Genomic DNA, 17,518 nt, shown 5'->3' with positions numbered 1-17,518 from the left:
GCTCCCCTTTGTTGTTATAGATACTATTATCTTATTTCTGTGCCGCTGCCTCAATGTCTGCATATGCCCAATGTGTTGCAGGTACGTCTGTAAAAGATGGCGTAGTTACGCCTGTTGCCGGAGTCCGTTTGAATAGTACATTTAATACTTTCACGGCTTCAGCACGAGTTAGTTTGCTGTCCGGTTTGAACGTTCCGTCATTGTATCCGGTCATCAGACCAGCGGATTGCACGTAGGCAATCGCAGCGGAAGCCCATTGATCTGCGGATACATCAGTAAATACAGCACCATCCGTTGATTGCGATGTGTTGCTTGTCACGTCTGCGCTTTGCTGCTGCATCCAGCGGTACGCAATGGTTGACATTTGTGCTCGCGTAATCGGACCCTCAGGTGCAAATTGAGTGGCGCTCATGCCATTCATGATGCCTGCGGATTGCGCTTTTTGAATATCACTTGCTGCCCAATGGCTAGCAGATACATCAGTGTAGTTTACAGCGTTCGCAGATGCGGCTCCCGTTTCATCAGTCAGATTACGAGCCAGCATCGCTGCCATTTGCGCACGGGTTACAAATGCATCCGGGCGGAAATCAGCACCGAAGCCGTTGATATACGGGTTGTGTGAGCTTTGCGATGCTTTCAGTCCATCCACCACAACCAGGGTGAACGTGCTGAATTTGTTGACTGTAAACTCGATGCCTTCACTGGAGTCGGTAAGCTTCACGAGTTTACCTTGAATCAACTCTTTTGTGCCGTCACTGTGTTCAATGTAAACAGCCAAGTTATCCAATGCTTGCTGGCGGGCAGCAGGATCGGTTGGAAGGCTGTCACGCAGCGGCAATGTCAGTGTGACTTCATGGCTTTGCATATTTGTTTCGATTTCAACTGGACGGGCCAGTACTTTTACGTTGGTATTTGGAGCAATTTGTTGGATCAGCTGCTCCTTCTTCGCACGTTCTTCCACTTCCTTGCGCTCCGACTCCTGCTTCATTGGTACGATGCGGAAGTACAAGTCTTGGTCGAATCCGGCAATCGACTTCGTTGGAACCGAGATGACGGCGTTCTCTGTAGAAATTTCAAGATTAAGCTCACCATCATTCAGTTGTTTCACCGCTGCTTTTGGCAATTCTATGCGTGTCTCTGACACGGCATCTTTAGCATCCGGGATGATAATACGTGCCGTATTCAGACCCAGTTGTTTTGCTTTTTCCACCGATTCCTTGGCTATTGCCTCAGACATCTTCACCAGATCTTTAATCGTACCATTCGCCTCGGTTGTACGTGTAATTGGCGTTTTGGTCAGATTAGTTCCGTTAACCCCGTTCACATCCACGACGATTTGTTCCTGCTTGGTTGTTGGTGTAGTCGTAACAGGTGTCGTCACTGACGATCCACCACCTGTGCTTCCACCCGGGTTAGGAGTTGAACCATTGCCGTTGTTGCTATCGCCATTTGCTGTAAAAACAATCTTCACGGCGCGTCCTGGCAATTCATCACTGATGGCTTTGTAACGAACCCATACCGTTTTGTCACCGCTAAAATCAAGACGCTGAATGGAGGCAACATCAAGCCAGTTCAGTTTACCATCAAAGGAGATCTCCATCGTATCATCCAAGCCAGTTATTGTATTGGCGATATCATTTCCCGTTACATTCGGGGCCGTGAAGAATTGGTTGATTACATATTGTAGATTTCCAACATCCTCATATCTGTCTTGTTCATTAAGCACCCATTCAGCCAGTTCCTTGCGGCCTTCCGGGCTGAGTTCTGCTCTTTTGGATAAATCAAGTTCACCTGAAAGGTTGAATTTGTAATTATCAAAGAAATTGTGTCCATTGAACTGCTCAATCATGGTGGTATCAAGCCAGTGATTCATTTGGTCTATAGTGGTTGCATTCTCAATAGGTTCGAATGGTATGGATAGGAGTCCAAGGACAAAGCGTGGATCAGCGATCTCCACTACGGCCTGTTTTGAATTTCGTTCCACCCCTAATAAATGCAGGTACTTAAATGCGAATATTGGTTTGTTCACCTTGCTGAGTTCCAGATGGTGCAGCCCAACTTGACGAAGCATATCTGTCTCGGGGGCATCAAAATAATTGGGTCCTTCAGACAGCTTCTGAGCAAATAGGTCCAGCTTGCTCTGAAGTACGCCTAATTCTCTTTGCTCCCAGATCAACTGAGCTTGTACAGCAAGCTCGATCATATATTGAACTTGTTTCTTATTTTCATAGTTCCTTTTAATATTATCAATCAGGAACTCAGCCACGTATTCTTTGACCTGCTTAGATACAGAACCATATTCATTTGGTAAAGTAATACCCAAATCAGGGTTCTCCATAGCCAGACGCATAGCGTCTATATTTTTGTTAACCCTTGCAGCATTTACGGCATCCAACGCATCAGTTTCATTACCAGGAAAAAATTGATTGAATACAATCTGGATCGCTTCAAAACTTGCATATCCATTAACCGGTCTTTCACTAAGCATATGATCTGTCAATTGCTCCTGCTCATCTGACGTCAGGTTATCCATTTTGCTTATATCCAGAGGCAAGCTCTCCATCGGGTTTTCCGGGTTAGCCGTATTATATGACTCGATATCCCTCTGAAGCTCAAGCAACTCCTGCAACGATGACAACATTTCTTCTGCCGTCTCCACCTTATTATTGATTAAAGGTGTTTCCATTACTGCTGTATCCATATAAGACAGAACACGTGAAATAGAAGGGCTTCTTTTTAGTTTAAACTCATATAAATAAGCCGTCATTCGTTTTTCAATTGCTGATGATCTAAGGTACAAATCAATCAATTGATAGAATTGACTTCCAGCGGCAGGATACTCAAATAACGGCACTCGTTCTGCTTGCTTCGCATATAGGTCATCAAGCGCAGCTAATGCATTCTGTCCTCCGATTTGCCGAGTCACTTCAAGGGCTTTAAGAGCTAATTGCACCAAAAACTGAACTTGCTCCTTGCTCTCGTATCCATCGTTAGTCGGTGGATCAATACTCAGCAAATAAAATGCGATATCCGACTGATCTTCTTCAGACAAGGATTTGAAATCTGGCTCGGCTATGAATTGCTCATGACGAAGCAACTCAATCACTGCTGGTATGAAATTGGCATTCTCACGATCATTTCTTTTTTTAATATCGTTGAACTGATCCAGCTCACTCAGCTGCACTGTAAATTCAATAGATTGCATTTGATACGCAGCTTCCAAATATCTATCTTTAACAACGACATTGAAATAGTACGTATCGCCTTCGATTAGATCCGTGATTATTTCTGAAAATGTCCCATTTGTAGTAGAAGCTGAACTATTAATCCAATTACTGTAGGGATGACCTGATGTTCCGCTGATTTGTTGCATGTCTGCAATATCAGGAGCATTGGATATGTAAACCTGGTAATTTACATCAGGTGGGGTAGAAGATTCGGATTGTGCGTACTTCCATTGTAATTCAACTGATTTCTCGTCCACATACTTTATTGTTAATAGACCATTATTTCCTGGAACTGGGTACGATGCCCCTGCATTTACCTTTCCTGCTGGTGCTGCCAACCAAGGACCTACCAACACCAATATGAGCAACATGCTAATTAATTTCCTGTATTGCATTAATCTTTCCTCCCTCATCTCGCTTCTCGAAATATAGGCCTAGTGTATTACGCAACTCTGAACGGATTCTGAACAATCGCTCTATAAAATGGAAAAAGACCCTTCCTGTAGGTGAAAAACAGGCCGGATCTCAAATATTTTTCGTCATAATTCATCATTTTACATGTACGAGTAATTACAGAGACCTACATTTTACAAAATTCAATATAGATACCTGTACGTTCGCTGCACTCTTTCACCGTTCTCCTTGGACAACAACAGATAGACGTATCAAATCATCGTGTATCCGCCATCCACAAATAACGTGCTGCCTGTCGTGAACGTGTTCGTCATCAGATACGTGACCGTATGCGCAATTTCCTCATTGTAACCAACACGCTTCAAAAGTGAGAGTTTCTCGTAGTCTTTGAAATGTTCACCGCGAGGTGTGCCCTCCTGCCCCTCTCGCCAGATGGTTCCGGGTGATACGACATTCACGCGAACAGGTGCCAGCTCCACCGCAAGTGCTTTGCCCAGACTTTCGATTGCACCGTTACACGCAGCGTAGGAAGCACCACCATCCAGCGGGCGCTGACTGAAGCCCCCAGACATTAATGTAATCGAGCCCGAAGTCGACAGATACGTAGCCGCGTATTTGGCAGCAAAGTACTGTGGCCAGAACTTGCCCTTGAAGCAGCTCTCGGCCGTCGCCCGATCTGAGGCTAACGGACCACGGGTATATGCAGCACCAGGGGTGAACAGATGATCGAACTCGCCAACCTGATTGAAACATTGCTCAATTTGCTGTTCATCCTGATTGTCCAACACATGGACTTCGACGGACACCGCCCCAGTCTTGCCTTTGCCTGCAACATGAGCAATCTGTTCCCTCGCTTCCTCCAGTCTGATTTCCGATCGGCCAGCGATAACCACATGTGCACCTGCCTCCGCAGCCTGTATGGCTGTTGCAAGTCCGATTCCTGAGCTTCCTCCTATGATAACGACACGTTGATTCTCTAATGTAAATGGACTCATTCTGCATCTTCCCCTCGTATCGCCAGAACTTTCGTTGTACCAGCGTTTTGTTCATTATTATTGAAATGGACGGTGCTGAACAGTACGCAATTGAATCGTACCAGGTACTAAAATTCGTACTAATGGACCCCAACGATAGGGTTATCCCCGCCCAATTTCAATAGATCAAACAAGCGAAAAGCGAAAAAATCAAGTATGATGGAATTACATATAGTTGAATAAATCGAGGTGAATACTATGAATTTACAGGAGCCACGTTTACAAGGGGTATTGGTTACGCTGGAAGCCATTAACGGAAAATGGAAACCACTCATCCTGTTTATTTTATTGAAGGAAGGCACAAAGCGTTTTGGCGAGTTAAGACGTATGATTCCCGATGTAGCGCAAGGCACGTTAACAAAACAACTGCGGGAGCTGGAACAGGATCAGATTATTGTGCGCACGCTCTATGGCGATGTTCCACCGAAGGTGGAATACAGCCTGTCGGAACACGGGCAGACCATTGCCACGCTGTTGGATGGCATGTGTGGCTGGGGGAAGGCACATGTGGAATACTTAAACGGAACGAAGCACACAGATACTGCCGAGAAATTAGCCGGGGAGTTTCATAAATAAACAGCAGAAACGATAAAAATAACTGGGCTATCTTCTTCCGTACCGGAGGACAATCTTGTTTAAGACAAGCACGTCAGCTATAATTTCGTTCAGATGCACAATAGGATAGACAAGACTGAACAGACATATTAGACCAAAATACTTGCACCTTGTTGGGACAGCCGAAGAAGGAGGACCTCTAATGCTGCAGCTTTCGGAAAAACAGGCACAGGATATTGTCGATAAAATGATGCAGGACATTCCCTACAACATCAACATCATGAACGAGCAGGGCGTTATCATTGGAAGTGGACAGAAAGAACGCGTAGGTACGGTACATCAGGGAGCAGTCCGTGCCCTGACCACCGGGGACCGCGTCGAAGTCTGGCAGGATGGCAGACTGGAGAAGATGGGCACCAACGAGCCGATCAGGATCAATCATCAGCATGTCGGAGTCATCGGTATATCCGGGCATCCGGATGAAGTCCGTCCGTTCTGCAACATTGTACGCACAACCGTATCTCTTCTGATCGAACAACGCAATCAATTGGAAAATCTGGCTCATGAGGCTTCTCGAAAAAAAGCCTTTTTGGAACGGCTGCTTGCCCACTCCGGTTCCTATTCACAGAAGATCAGGAAGGAAGCGGCGCAATACCATATCGATCTGCAGCTGCCGACGGTTCTTCTATACATCCGCTTTCCCCATGAATCCCCTGAATTTAGCCCGGAGACCAGCCGGATATTACTACAGCTGCCTTCTTTCTCTGTAGAGGAGGATGGTCTTGCGCAGATCATTCTGATTCAGAGCGAATCGGACGTTAATTCAATAGCTCAGCTTGTACATCAGGAGCAGCCTCAAGCTTTCATCTCTGTTAGCAAACGTGAAGCCAGCATTGCCGTCTGTTATGAACAGGCGAGATCTGCGATGAACATCTTGCTCGCGCTCCGCCCTGCTGCACCACTGATCCATTATGATGATGTCCAGTTTCTGGTGCGCTTCAGCAGTACCAACCTGACCCGTCATAACAACATCGTCAGTAAGTTGGAGGACACAGCGGATCTGCTGGACACCCTTCGCAGCTTCATTCAACACAATGGCAGCATGTCAACGACTGCTGAAGAGCTCAACATCCATCGCAATACGCTGCAATATCGGCTCAAACGGATCCAAACCCTTACAAGCAAGGACCCACGCAATTGGCTGGAGCTCATTGAACTTACCCACGGACTACTAGCATCATATCAGTAGACCCCAATACAAAAAGAGACTGCACAGGAATGCCCCTATCCATGCGGACGGCGTCCCACTCAGTCTCTTTATGCTGCGAATTCCCTCATCATCGCATCAACCAAATTTTAAGAAATCAGACCCAATTTCAGCACTCTTGCAATATTCTCGGTTGTACGTTCCACATTCTGTGGACCTTCGTCCAGAAGTCGTTCCAGTTCAGCCGCACCCGGTACAATCCCGAACACCGCATCAATGCCTTCTGTGTACAACGTATCTATTCCTTCACCAACGTACCCCGCGATGGCGATAACCGGTTTGCCTGCTTCCTTGGCTGCCCTCGCCACTCCGTATGGTGTCTTGCCAAATTTCGTCTGAAAATCAATTCCGCCTTCGCCTGTAAACACCACATCCGCATGTTCAAGCTTGTCACGCAGACCTGTATATTCAATGACAATTTCAATGCCTTTGCGCAACACAGCCTGTGTAAAAATCAAAAGCCCTGCGCCCAGACCGCCTGCTGCACCTGCCCCCGGCACATCACGTATATCCTTGTGCAGCTGCTGCTTCACCACATCCGAATAATGGAACAGATTCGCATCCAGTAGCTGCACCGTCTCCGGTGTTGCCCCCTTCTGAGGACCAAACACCCGTGAGGCGCCATGCTCTCCGCATAATGGATTCGTTACATCGCAGGCCACAATGAGCTCTACATCCTGCAATCGTTCATCCAGGCCGGAGACATCGATATGAGCCAACTGATCAAGCGCTCCGCCTCCACGCACAAGCGGTTGGCCGTTTGCATCCAGAAACTTCGCACCAAGGGCCTCGGCCATGCCTGTACCCCCATCATTGGTCGCGCTGCCGCCGATTCCGATTATGATTTTGCGAATGCCCTGATCCAGACACGCCCGAATCAGCTCTCCAGTGCCATAGGTTGTCGTGCGAAGCGGGTCCCGGGTCTCCCTCGTCACTAGATGAATGCCGCTCGCCGATGCCATCTCAATCGCCGCCGTTAACCCATCGCCCAGAATGCCATATTGCGCAGTTACAGGCTGACCCAATGGACCGCTCACCTCTTTCTGGTAAATCACACCGCCAGAAGCATCCACCAGCGACTGGACTGTACCTTCGCCCCCGTCTGCCATCGGTACATGAATATAGCTGGCGGTAGGGTAGATTTTGCGTAATCCTTTTTCCATAGCCACACATACTTCTTTCGCTGTCATGCTCTCTTTAAATGAATCCGGTGCCAGTACAAATGTCGTCTCTCTCATCTTCTCCCACCCTATCCGTGTTATTAAAGGATAAATCCGTAAATTAACGTTGCTACAATTGCCATCGTTCCACCCACAATCGCTTCATAAGGAATAACGCCCATCCGCTGCTTGATCGTCATCTTCATGCTATCTGCTGAAACGTGGAAGTAGTTGCCTTGTGGCAGGGAATCGATAACTGTCGCACCCGTGTGCACCATGACCGCCGCTGCGAGTGGCGCAGTCCCCATGTTCAGAATTGCATCGCCGAAAGAACCTGTGGCAAGGATAACCCCTGTCGAGGTGGAAGCCGTCGCTGCTGCCATCAGAATCCCGGCAATAGGTGCCAAGAAGGTGCCGGATATCCCGGACGCTTCAATAAGTCCAACAACCTGACCAGACAGATCGGATGCAGAGATCAGTCCTGCAATGCCTCCGGCACCGATCAGAATAAGCACGGTGGCAGTCATTTTATTTAATCCGGAAGTTGTGTATTTCACAATGTTTTTGCCCTGGCCCATTGCCAGCATGCCGATAATACCTGCAATCGGGAGAATATACATCGCATCCACTTTGAATGTGGACAATGCCTCGATACCTGTAATGGAGCCGATCGGATTAATCATCAGCAGGATGATCGCAACCAACGGTGCCACAATCGCCTTCTTCAGTGGTGGGTATTGTGACGTGTCCACTTCACCCTGCTCTGCTTCCTGATCGGTTACCATTACACCCTTGTTTTTGAGCATTGAAGCTACGATAACGGTTACAATTAATCCGCAGATGGCTGGAATCACACCAGCCAGCATGACATTGCTGAGATCCAGCTCGAACCCCCGCGCCGCAGCAATGGTATTTGGATTCGGGGAAATAATATTGCCCGCCTTGCCTCCGCCTGATAAAGCTAATAAAAGAGCCACCTTGGATATGCCCATTTTGTTACCGACAGACAACGCAATTGGCGCTACGATCAGGACGGCCACGGGAATAAATACCCCAACGGCTGTAATAATCATCGTTGCCAGCGCCAAAGCCAGAATGGCCTTGCTGCCGCCAAATTTTCGTACGATGGCCTGGGCAATTGTCTCTGCCGCCCCCGACTCCATCATGACACCAGCCAGTACCCCGGCAGCCAATACGCGGAGCACGGTACCCATGACACTTTGCGTGCCGTTCACCAGTATATTTACGGTCTCTTCCAGGTTAGCTCCGCCAATTAAAGCGCCTACAATTGCGCCCAGAAATAAAGAGTAGACCGGATTCAGCTTCTTCAGAATCAGTATAATCGCAATTGCGAGTCCTACCAGTGCGCCGATCCAGCTAATTGTAAAAAGTTCCATTGTCCATTGCCCCCCATGCACTTGTTGAACACGCTTTCATTATAGTTGCTGGCGAGCTAAATAAATATTGATGAACAGACGAAATTCATTGTGCATATGCATAACCTTATGTTCAGCCCGATTGGATCTCACTTGGTGAGCCTCCGCTCCAGGTTCGAAATGCGGTAGTGCATAGTCCGAATGGTGAAGTAATCGAATTTCTGGAAGAGGTTAATTTGGACCGTTCATCCACACCATCGATCTAACAATACACAAAAGGAACAGCCTCTAACCCGGAATCCGGGGCAACAGGCTGTTTCATGGTTTTATTTCTTGAAATCCAAACCAGGGCCAAGAGAGGTCTCAGACGCCTCTCCCTTTTACTCTTCTTTCTGCCCTTCAATTTCTGGCTTATACGCACTTAACTTCCCTTCATACACCAGCTGTAGTTGTTCACTTTGACGAAAATCATCCGGGGTCACCAGCGCAGGCAGCTTGTTCCACAGCTTGATGCCCGAGCGTTGCAGAATCTCGGCAACAAATTGTGAGCAAAAGTAGGAGTTGCTGAACTCCACCGGCTCCTTCAATGTAATGCCAATCACACCAAGCAGATTGTACATATATTTCTGGCGGCTGCGGATGAAGATATGCAGCACCCGCTTCATTTTTTCCACTTCACGCTCCGTCACCTGAAGCTCATAAATGACACATGTGGTATTTGGGTATTTACTGTATGTACCTGTCTGAATATCTTCCTTCACGAACCCGCCGTTCAGCGGATTACTCGGATGCTTGCGACCGAAGCTGTACAGCTCGGATAGTTCCCGGTCAAATGAGATGGAGGCATGATTGTATGGCGCTCTGGTGTAACTCTGAATAACTTTGGTAAACAATGTTCCTGTGTTCGTAAGCAGGATGTAGATCGAGCGTTCAGCTGTCATAACGAAATTTCCCCTTATCAAGTTCGCACTATTCCTTCATAATAACATAGGTACCCTATATTGGAATCTCACTTCTAGATAAGCAGGTGGTCTGTACATGAGCAGTTCGCTCTTTACTTTAACACTGATTTTCATCGCCTTACTGGTCATACATATCGTATATAAAATTATTACGAAGCTTCAGCCGGGCAAGGATTATTCGGGCATTGGCAACAAAATCAAAACCTGGTGGGGCATGCTTGTCATCTTCTGTCTCGCCACTCTCTTCAATCCGGTTGTCTCCCTGATTTCCCTTATGGTACTTACCTTTTTCGCGCTGAAGGAGTACTTCTCCATGATCCGCAGCACCCGCAAAGCAGACCGCAGGCTGTTTCTATGGGCATATCTGGCGATTCCGGTCCAGTTCTACTGGATCTATATTGGATGGTATGGGATGTTTATCGTGTTTATTCCGCTATATGTCTTCCTTGTACTACCTCTGCCACGCTTGATTAATAAAGGCACGGTCGGTTTCCTTCGCAGTGTCAGCTCGACGCAGTGGGGCTTGATGCTGATGGTATTTGGACTTAGTCATCTGGCCTACTTTCCGTTTGCAACACCGGAATATGGCGCAAAGCTGGTCCTGTTCCTGGTCGTGTTAACCCAGTTGAATGATGTCGTGCATTATCTGGCCTCGCTCTATCTGGGCAAACGCAAAGTGGTGCCGACCGCCAATCCTTTTTTGACATGGGAAGGGTTCGCCTGTGCATTCGTTGTCACCACCGCTGCCTCTTATTACATTCATCCCTACCTGACCCCGTTTGATGCACGTTTCGCGCTGTTCATCGGTGTGTTAATCGCTCTGGCTGGGTTCTTCGGGAGTCTGACGGTTTCTGTTCTGAAACGGGATTTGTTAATCGGGGATGACAATAAGTTCGATGCGCTGAAAAAAAGCTACCTGAGCCGGGTCGACAGCCTGACGTACACTTCTCCGGTCATGTTCCATGTGGTACGTTATTTCTTCGACTTTATGTAGGAGCAGTACCCGCTAAGTCACAAAGTTGAACGCCGCACGATCGACCAGTATGTGGTATGACATTACGGAATCACCAAAAAGCAGCCATGAAGGCTGCTTTACATATTTAGGGGCTGAATTGAATACGCACGCACAATGCGCCTGTTCCATTCTCCATTTGAATCAACAGAAGTAGAAGTGCCACACAGCAATAATTCGTCTGCTTATTTTAATTTAATTTCCTTCTCCGAGGTGACTTCCTTCCCCTCATCATTGGTAAAGACAAACGTCGCTTTGCCGCGTTCACCCTTCATCTCATCCGAATAAATAAATCCGGAGAATTGCCCGTCACCACTGATGTAAAATCCTTCTTTCCCATTCGCGCCATGTTCGATTGCTTCCTTATAAGAATTCACAATCGTTACCGTGTTGGACGTCCAACGCATCTCGGTTAAAGCGTAACCCTCAGGAATTTGTTTGATCGCAAAATCAAAGCTGTTGCCTTCGGAAGGCTTGTCCGTCTGGTCAATCACGATCATGACCTGTCCTTTTGCATCAGCAGAGGATTCCGATTGGGCGGTAGGTTTGCCCTCATTCCCACTTTCGTTCGCTTGACCGTTGTTATTCTTCGCCTCCATATTAGGAACGGAACTCTTTCCCGCATCTTCTATGGGCTGCTTCGATTGCGGATAGGCGTGTTCCTGTACGGATTCATTGTTATTTTTGGCCCCACATGCGCTGGTCAGCAGCAGAATACACAGAGCAGACACCCAGAGTATAGATTTATTTTTATTGATATTCATCATTGGAACTCCCTCCATTTATCTAAAGTAACAAGCACGATGCATTCATCCCAAGAGAACTTTCCAATCAGCACCTTCTATAGTAATTACTACACCATATCGTCTCACATTAAGCTCCATATTATGTAAATGAGTTATAAATCCTATTCGTTATTACACTTCGATGAACCCTGAAACGTTGGCGTGATACCCTGAAAGGGTCAAAAAATACGCTATATTGGGGGAGGAAAAAAGTTGAATCGTTTTGCTTTCATGATGCTCGTTATACTCGCCACCTCGCTTATGGGTTCATCCTTTGCTGTGGGCAAAATTGGGCTGGCTTATCTTTCTCCCATTCTGCTGGTCGGCATTCGATTTACTCTGGCTGGAGGACTAATGGCGCTATGGGTGCGAAATAAAAACCTTCCGACCACCGTGCCTGACTGGCTCCGGTTATTCGTCATCGGTCTATTTCAGACGACTGGCGTGATGGCCTGTATTTTCCTAAGCATGCGTACCATTCCGTCCGGGCAGACATCCATTCTCACGTTTACGAATCCGCTATTGGTAGTTCTTCTTGGAAGTGTCTTTGTGGGTCTCAGATATCGGGCATATCAGTGGCTTGGGGTACTTATCGGAATAACGGGGGTCTTCATCACGCTTGGATTCCATCTTCAATTCTCGGAAGGAACGCTGCTGGGTATAGGCTCCGCCTTGTCATGGGCCATCGCTACCCTCTTGGTCAAACAATGGGGATCACGCTTCAGCACTTGGGTGTTAACGGCATATCAGATGTTATTCGGCGGGGTGACGCTGTTATTGCTCAGTTTCACCTTGGAATCAACAAAACTCATCTTGAATGCCACGTCCATAGGGGTGATTCTGTATCTGGCGATCCTCGGTTCCATCGTGCAGTTCGCTACGTGGTATTACCTGTTAAGCAAGGGCGATCCGGGCAAGACAAGTGCATTTCTGTTTCTCGCGCCATTCTTCGGTGTCTTATCCGGCTGGCTGCTTCTGGGCGAAGTCATTCAGAATTACGTATATATCGGTGGACTATGCATATTCCTGGGGATCTTTTTGGTAAACTGGAGTGGACGGAAAAATCAAAAGAAAACATCATCCATATGAGCATGCTTCATACTAAAATAAAAATATTCATGCCTGATTTTCGGCGATGCCCTGTGCATCGTTTTTTTATAATATCGGTAAGGTTAACTCTACTGAAGTAAGGACGCGCGCCCAATGATTTCTGCTGAACTGAAAGAACAATACTATCAGGCCCTGGTTGCCAAGGATTCGGAATACGAAGGATTATTCTATGTCGGGGTCAAGACCACGGGTGTATTCTGTCGCCCTACGTGTCCTGCACGAAAGCCGAAGTTCGAAAACTGTGAATTCTACGAGACGGCGCAGCAGGCATTGCTTGCTTCGTATCGCCCCTGCCAGCGCTGCCGTCCGTTATCCCATCCCAATCAGGTGTCGGATGTCGTGCGTGTTTTGGTGGAAGCCGTAGAAAACCACCCGGAGAAACGCTGGAAAGGTCAGGACTTCAAGGCATTATCCATCGATGAATCCACGGCCAGACGTCAGTTCAAGAAGCGATTTGGTATGACCTTTGTGGAGTATGCCCGCGCCCGTCGCATGGGGCTGGCCCTGAAAAATATTCGCTCCGGTCGCACCGTCATTGATGCCCAGCTGTCCACCGGTTACGAATCCGGCAGCGGGTTCCGGGATGCCTTCTCGCGAATCATGGGCGCAGCGCCTACACAAGTGGATGAAGAGCATGTATTGAAGGCGTCCTGGATCGACACACGTCTAGGACCCATGATGGCTGTAGCCGATGAGAAAGCATTATATCTGCTTGAATTTGTAGACCGCAGAGGTCTGGAGCGTGAAGTGGAACGATTACGCAAACGAACGAAGTCAGCCATTGTACCCGGAATAACAGAGCCGATTCGTTCCATTGAACGGGAACTTGGGCAGTATTTCGAAGGCACATTAAATGTATTCCTCACCCCGTTGTTCTGGTTAGGAACACCATTCCAAAAGAGTGTATGGGAGCAATTGATTGCAATTCCGGCGGGAGAGACGAGGTCATATCAGGATATCGCGAATGCACTGGGTAAACCAACAGCATGTCGAGCGGTAGCACAGGCTAACGGAGCCAATCAGCTAGCTATCGTTATTCCCTGTCACCGTGTGATCAATGCCAGTGGTGAACTCGGCGGATACGGCGGTGGGCTGACGCGCAAAAACTGGCTTTTAACTCATGAGAAGCAAGAGATTTGAGCATCTAGTTCCCAAGAAGCAAAAAAAAGAACGGACGCAAGTATTGTGAAGCGGTTTACAGCAATATAACGAGGAGCGAAACCATATGAATACCCTACAAGAAAAAGCAGCGATATTCCACCAAGCCCATGTGAAAGGCAATCCATTGGTGCTGGTCAATGTGTGGGATGCCGGAAGCGCACAAGCCATCCAGTCCACCGGCGCCACAGCAATCGCTACCGGAAGCTGGTCTGTAGCTGCCGCCCATGGTGAACCAGATGGAGAAGCAATGCCCTTCCAACTGGTACTCGCCAATCTGGCGCGAATCACCAAGAGCGTCGAACTGCCTGTAACGCTCGATATTGAGGGAGGGTATGGCAGGTTCACGTCAGAAGTGAAGGAAAATGTGAGCCACGTGATCCATTACGGTGCGGTAGGAATAAATATCGAAGATCAACTTCCGGATGGCGCAGGACTTTACGATGTGGAGGAGCAATGTCTAAGACTATCGGCCGCCCGGGAGGCTGCGGAGCAGGCATGCATCCCACTGTTCATTAACGCCCGCACAGATATCTTTTTGCAAAATGCACCTGAACGACACAATCACACTCTCCTGGAAGAAGCGCTTATTCGTTCCAAAGCTTATGCAGAAGCAGGGGCCAGCGGCCTGTTTGTTCCAGGCTTACAGAATCAACAACTGATTCAGGAATTATGTGAGCGTTCGTCGCTTCCGGTCAACGTGATGGTTACATCACATGAGCCTTCACCAAAACAACTTGGCGTGCTGGGTGTGGCGCGCGTAAGCTATGGTCCTTATCCTTATCTGCAAGCGATGGAACACCTGAAAGAACTGGGGCAAAGTATTCTATTAGGAACTATGTTATAATCACCACTACCCAACACTAACAGGAGGAAAATATGCTTAACGTTGAACAAAAGCTTGAAGTGCTACAATCGTATCCCCAACTGCAACGCAAAGATGTTTCTCTCGGTCGTGTTAATTTTCACTACGAAGATAGCGCGTATGATAAAAAGATTGTTGCTTTCCATATTCATCCTAACGGTAACGGTTATATCTATGCAGGGCTACTGCCCAACTATGAGACCGATGATAAAGGATTCGTCAATATTCGTGATTACTCCGAAGCAGACCTACGCACATTGTTAGATGAAACGATCAAAGCGATGTCTTACAACCCCAACGCAGAAGAATACAAAGAACCAGAACAAGTAAAAGCTGCTCCTACATTGGCTACAACCTCTGTTGGTGGCGGAACATGGGTCGATGAAGATGGACATACACTTACCTTAAAATATGAAGATGACATGTGGTATGTGTATTCCGGTCTTAATCTGGATATGGCTTTTGAATCTCGTAGCGAAGCTGGCGAGTATCTCAAAGACGAAGGATTTAAACCACAAGCTCAAGCTTAACTTATACAAAAAAACACGAGGCGTGTTATACTCACTCGTGTTTCTTTGATTTCAATGGATAGTCAGCCTGGATTTCCCTTCATCAAAAGCGTCTCTTATCCTTCTTTTCTGCCTTTCATTGTAAGCGGGGCATTCTTCATCATGGGGTATGTGCTCAGAAGCAAAGCACCTCCAATGACCCCCAGAGCAGTGAACAATGCGATGAGATTGACATTCGCAAACCACTGGAACCAGACGCTCAGATCTGATAGAACAATTACCAGCGTGACGATTAAGCTAACCCCAAAGAACAGGACGAAAAAATTACGCATCCCCAATCTAATCCAACAGACAGTTGAAAAGATGGATAATCCCAACACCAGGAAACCAATCATCAGATCAAGCCATAGATAGGAAAAAAAATGATACTCACTTGAATACAGCATGCCTGGTTGATAAAAGGTTACGCCAAGCGTTCCATATTCATGGAGAAGATGCATGATGAAATAGATGACATTCAGTATCGTAATTGTTCCTACGACCATCCATACCGAAATGATATAGAAGGATTTCATGAACTGAATTCGTGTACTGCCCATACCTATCGCAACCGGAAACAACGTGATGATCCCCGCGATTGCAAAAGCACAGATCCCTCCATACATTGGACCAAATAATTGCGTCGTATATGTCACATCAAATATGAATCCAATAGCTAAATAGACGACTGTAAGCATGAGTGTAATCGACGAGAAAATCATTAAATACCAGCGCATATCATCCAGAATCAGCCGGTTCGTACCTTTCGTTGCGTTCATCGCTTAACCCCCTCTTGATTACGGGTCCTGTTAATCAAATAATCTTGTAGTGTCGCCTTCTCAATGGAAAACCCTTGTTCATGAGCAATGTCCTTCCACACTTTGGAGTACGGCTCATCAATCATCACTCTCATGGTCGATCCCATCTGGGAAGATTCTATAACCTCCACGTCAGCTGTGACACGTTTGATGTCATCCATTCCCCCTGTTAGAAGAACTCCTTTTTCACGCATCTCTTCCATGGGCTGATTAAGTAACACTTTTCCCGCTTGTAGAACGATGAGGGACTCACATAAAGGCTGAATCTCCTCAATATGATGGCTTGATATTAGAATTAGCCGCGGGTTATCTTCATAAGTCTCCAGTAAAGCATTGTAGAAGTATTTACGTTTCTCAGCATCAAGTCCATTGGTGGGCTCATCAAGAATCGTTACTCTTGCATTACTGGAAAGACCCAATATCATCTGGGCAGCGGTCTTCATGCCTTTTGAGAATTTGGTGATCTTCTTCTTCACGGGTAATTCGAACATATCAATTAATTGCTCCGCAAAGGTCTGATCCCACTGAGGATGGAAGTATTGACCGAATCGAACCATGTCGTTGATCGTCCAATTTCTACCCAGGGGATGATTCTCCTGGATATAACACAGGTTCTCCTGCGCAGCCAAATTGTTGTATGGGTCCTGGCCCATCACTTGGATGGTCCCAGCATCAGGTCGGTTATGGCCTGCGAGCAGACTCATCAGGGTTGTTTTGCCGGCACCGTTTCTTCCCCACATTGCACTAATGGTCGGCTCACTCTCATGTAAAGTCACATTGTTAAGCACGGGCGTCTCTTGATAGCTGTAGGTTACCTGTTCAATCTGAATCATAACTCACTCTCCTTATCCTTCTTGCCTCGGATCAAATTAATAATCATGTCCTCATTCATGTGAATCCGTCTGGCCTCTTCAAGTAAAGGCTTGATATATTCTTCGTAGAAATGCTGCTTTCGTTCAACAAGCAATGCTTCCCGGGCTCCCTTTGCAACAAACATGCCAACACCTCGTTGTTTGTAAATGATGCCTTTGTCCACGAGCGTTTGAAGCCCTTTGCGTGCCGTGGCTGGATTAATATTGTAAAAGCGAGAGAGCTCATTGGTTGAAGGGACCTGTTCCTCCACCTTCAATCTGCCGTCTACAATGTCATCCATAATCATCATAGATATCTGATGAAAAATGGGCTGAGATTCATCCAAATTCGATTTCATGCGATTCCAACTTTCAT

The 17,518-nt window shown here is 47.1% G+C and carries 16 protein-coding genes; 7 read left to right on the top strand and 9 right to left on the bottom strand.

Annotated elements, in window-relative coordinates; translation table 11 throughout:
• Positions 1-31: 31 nt before the first annotated feature.
• Together P364_RS36090 and P364_RS0108270 are read right to left on the bottom strand one after the other, a co-directional pair.
• Positions 32-3,622 carry an S-layer homology domain-containing protein gene (locus tag P364_RS36090; RefSeq protein WP_024629671.1) on the bottom strand — a complete coding sequence of 1,197 codons (3,591 nt, stop codon included), beginning with the start codon at positions 3,620-3,622 and terminating at the stop codon, positions 32-34.
• A gap of 270 nt (positions 3,623-3,892) precedes the next feature.
• Entirely contained in the window at positions 3,893-4,636 is a 744-nt protein-coding gene (locus tag P364_RS0108270; protein ID WP_024629670.1) for an SDR family oxidoreductase, read from the bottom strand.
• A gap of 237 nt (positions 4,637-4,873) precedes the next feature.
• Here P364_RS0108270 and P364_RS0108265 point away from each other — a divergent pair, with 237 nt between their 5' ends.
• Positions 4,874-5,251: a winged helix-turn-helix transcriptional regulator gene (locus P364_RS0108265; RefSeq protein ID WP_024629669.1), complete on the top strand. Its 378-nt coding sequence runs from the start codon at positions 4,874-4,876 to the stop codon at positions 5,249-5,251.
• 181 nt (positions 5,252-5,432) lie between these two features.
• On the top strand, positions 5,433-6,479 hold the full coding sequence (locus P364_RS0108260; protein ID WP_024629668.1) for a CdaR family transcriptional regulator: 1,047 nt from the start codon (positions 5,433-5,435) through the stop codon (positions 6,477-6,479).
• 107 nt (positions 6,480-6,586) lie between these two features.
• On the opposite strand, the gene P364_RS0108255 is transcribed toward P364_RS0108260, so the two are convergent.
• From P364_RS0108255 to P364_RS0108245, 3 genes are all read right to left on the bottom strand, one after another.
• Positions 6,587-7,735: a glycerate kinase family protein gene (locus P364_RS0108255; protein ID WP_024629667.1), complete on the bottom strand. Its 1,149-nt coding sequence runs from the start codon at positions 7,733-7,735 to the stop codon at positions 6,587-6,589.
• A gap of 23 nt (positions 7,736-7,758) precedes the next feature.
• Positions 7,759-9,054: a GntP family permease gene (locus P364_RS0108250; RefSeq protein ID WP_024629666.1), complete on the bottom strand. Its 1,296-nt coding sequence runs from the start codon at positions 9,052-9,054 to the stop codon at positions 7,759-7,761.
• Positions 9,055-9,413: 359 nt separating this feature from the next.
• Positions 9,414-9,974 (bottom strand): hypothetical protein, encoded by a 561-nt coding sequence (locus P364_RS0108245; RefSeq protein WP_024629665.1) that lies wholly within the window; start codon positions 9,972-9,974, stop codon positions 9,414-9,416.
• A 97-nt stretch (positions 9,975-10,071) separates the two neighbouring features.
• Here P364_RS0108245 and P364_RS0108240 point away from each other — a divergent pair, with 97 nt between their 5' ends.
• Positions 10,072-10,989 carry a phosphatidate cytidylyltransferase gene (locus P364_RS0108240; RefSeq protein ID WP_024629664.1) on the top strand — a complete coding sequence of 306 codons (918 nt, stop codon included), beginning with the start codon at positions 10,072-10,074 and terminating at the stop codon, positions 10,987-10,989.
• A gap of 203 nt (positions 10,990-11,192) precedes the next feature.
• On the opposite strand, the gene P364_RS0108235 is transcribed toward P364_RS0108240, so the two are convergent.
• Positions 11,193-11,774: a hypothetical protein gene (locus tag P364_RS0108235; RefSeq protein ID WP_024629663.1), complete on the bottom strand. Its 582-nt coding sequence runs from the start codon at positions 11,772-11,774 to the stop codon at positions 11,193-11,195.
• 231 nt (positions 11,775-12,005) lie between these two features.
• Here P364_RS0108235 and P364_RS0108230 point away from each other — a divergent pair, with 231 nt between their 5' ends.
• From P364_RS0108230 to P364_RS0108215, 4 genes are all read left to right on the top strand, one after another.
• Complete coding sequence (locus tag P364_RS0108230) at positions 12,006-12,881, top strand: DMT family transporter (protein WP_024629662.1); 876 nt, start codon at positions 12,006-12,008, stop codon at positions 12,879-12,881.
• A gap of 114 nt (positions 12,882-12,995) precedes the next feature.
• Positions 12,996-14,042 (top strand): bifunctional transcriptional activator/DNA repair enzyme AdaA, encoded by a 1,047-nt coding sequence (locus tag P364_RS0108225; protein ID WP_024629661.1) that lies wholly within the window; start codon positions 12,996-12,998, stop codon positions 14,040-14,042.
• 85 nt (positions 14,043-14,127) lie between these two features.
• A complete protein-coding gene (locus P364_RS0108220; RefSeq protein ID WP_024629660.1) occupies positions 14,128-14,907 on the top strand; it encodes an isocitrate lyase/PEP mutase family protein in 780 nt (259 codons plus the stop codon).
• 32 nt (positions 14,908-14,939) lie between these two features.
• Entirely contained in the window at positions 14,940-15,455 is a 516-nt protein-coding gene (locus P364_RS0108215; protein WP_024629659.1) for a hypothetical protein, read from the top strand.
• 95 nt (positions 15,456-15,550) lie between these two features.
• On the opposite strand, the gene P364_RS0108210 is transcribed toward P364_RS0108215, so the two are convergent.
• Genes P364_RS0108210 through P364_RS0108200 form a run of 3 tightly spaced genes read right to left on the bottom strand, consistent with a single transcriptional unit; the run spans position 15,551 to position 17,501 of the window.
• On the bottom strand, positions 15,551-16,252 hold the full coding sequence (locus tag P364_RS0108210) for a hypothetical protein (protein WP_024629658.1): 702 nt from the start codon (positions 16,250-16,252) through the stop codon (positions 15,551-15,553).
• Positions 16,249-17,124: an ATP-binding cassette domain-containing protein gene (locus tag P364_RS0108205; protein WP_024629657.1), complete on the bottom strand. Its 876-nt coding sequence runs from the start codon at positions 17,122-17,124 to the stop codon at positions 16,249-16,251. The genes P364_RS0108210 and P364_RS0108205 overlap by 4 nt, the downstream gene beginning before the upstream one ends.
• Complete coding sequence (locus P364_RS0108200; RefSeq protein ID WP_024629656.1) at positions 17,121-17,501, bottom strand: GntR family transcriptional regulator; 381 nt, start codon at positions 17,499-17,501, stop codon at positions 17,121-17,123. Before P364_RS0108200 ends, P364_RS0108205 begins: the two co-directional genes overlap by 4 nt.
• Positions 17,502-17,518: the final 17 nt, after the last annotated feature.

This window comes from Paenibacillus sp. MAEPY2, assembly GCF_000499205.1.
Classification (GTDB): Bacteria; Bacillota; Bacilli; order Paenibacillales; family Paenibacillaceae; genus Paenibacillus; species Paenibacillus vandeheii.
The sequence above is the reverse complement of the archived record's forward strand: the minus strand, read 5'-3'. Positions and strand labels throughout refer to the sequence as shown.

Excerpts from the sequence above, each read along its gene's own strand:
- P364_RS0108260 (WP_024629668.1), top strand. The coding sequence starts at position 5,433 with ATGCTGCAGCTTTCGGAAAAACAGGCACAGGATATTGTCGATAAAATG.
- P364_RS36090 (WP_024629671.1), bottom strand. The coding sequence starts at position 3,622 with ATGCAATACAGGAAATTAATTAGCATGTTGCTCATATTGGTGTTGGTA.
- P364_RS0108215 (WP_024629659.1), top strand. The coding sequence starts at position 14,940 with ATGCTTAACGTTGAACAAAAGCTTGAAGTGCTACAATCGTATCCCCAA.
- P364_RS0108210 (WP_024629658.1), bottom strand. The coding sequence starts at position 16,252 with ATGAACGCAACGAAAGGTACGAACCGGCTGATTCTGGATGATATGCGC.
- P364_RS0108220 (WP_024629660.1), top strand. The coding sequence starts at position 14,128 with ATGAATACCCTACAAGAAAAAGCAGCGATATTCCACCAAGCCCATGTG.
- P364_RS0108240 (WP_024629664.1), top strand. The coding sequence starts at position 10,072 with ATGAGCAGTTCGCTCTTTACTTTAACACTGATTTTCATCGCCTTACTG.
- P364_RS0108235 (WP_024629663.1), bottom strand. The coding sequence starts at position 11,774 with ATGATGAATATCAATAAAAATAAATCTATACTCTGGGTGTCTGCTCTG.
- P364_RS0108250 (WP_024629666.1), bottom strand. The coding sequence starts at position 9,054 with ATGGAACTTTTTACAATTAGCTGGATCGGCGCACTGGTAGGACTCGCA.
- P364_RS0108200 (WP_024629656.1), bottom strand. The coding sequence starts at position 17,501 with ATGAAATCGAATTTGGATGAATCTCAGCCCATTTTTCATCAGATATCT.
- P364_RS0108270 (WP_024629670.1), bottom strand. The coding sequence starts at position 4,636 with ATGAGTCCATTTACATTAGAGAATCAACGTGTCGTTATCATAGGAGGA.
- P364_RS0108265 (WP_024629669.1), top strand. The coding sequence starts at position 4,874 with ATGAATTTACAGGAGCCACGTTTACAAGGGGTATTGGTTACGCTGGAA.
- P364_RS0108205 (WP_024629657.1), bottom strand. The coding sequence starts at position 17,124 with ATGATTCAGATTGAACAGGTAACCTACAGCTATCAAGAGACGCCCGTG.
- P364_RS0108225 (WP_024629661.1), top strand. The coding sequence starts at position 12,996 with ATGATTTCTGCTGAACTGAAAGAACAATACTATCAGGCCCTGGTTGCC.
- P364_RS0108245 (WP_024629665.1), bottom strand. The coding sequence starts at position 9,974 with ATGACAGCTGAACGCTCGATCTACATCCTGCTTACGAACACAGGAACA.
- P364_RS0108255 (WP_024629667.1), bottom strand. The coding sequence starts at position 7,735 with ATGAGAGAGACGACATTTGTACTGGCACCGGATTCATTTAAAGAGAGC.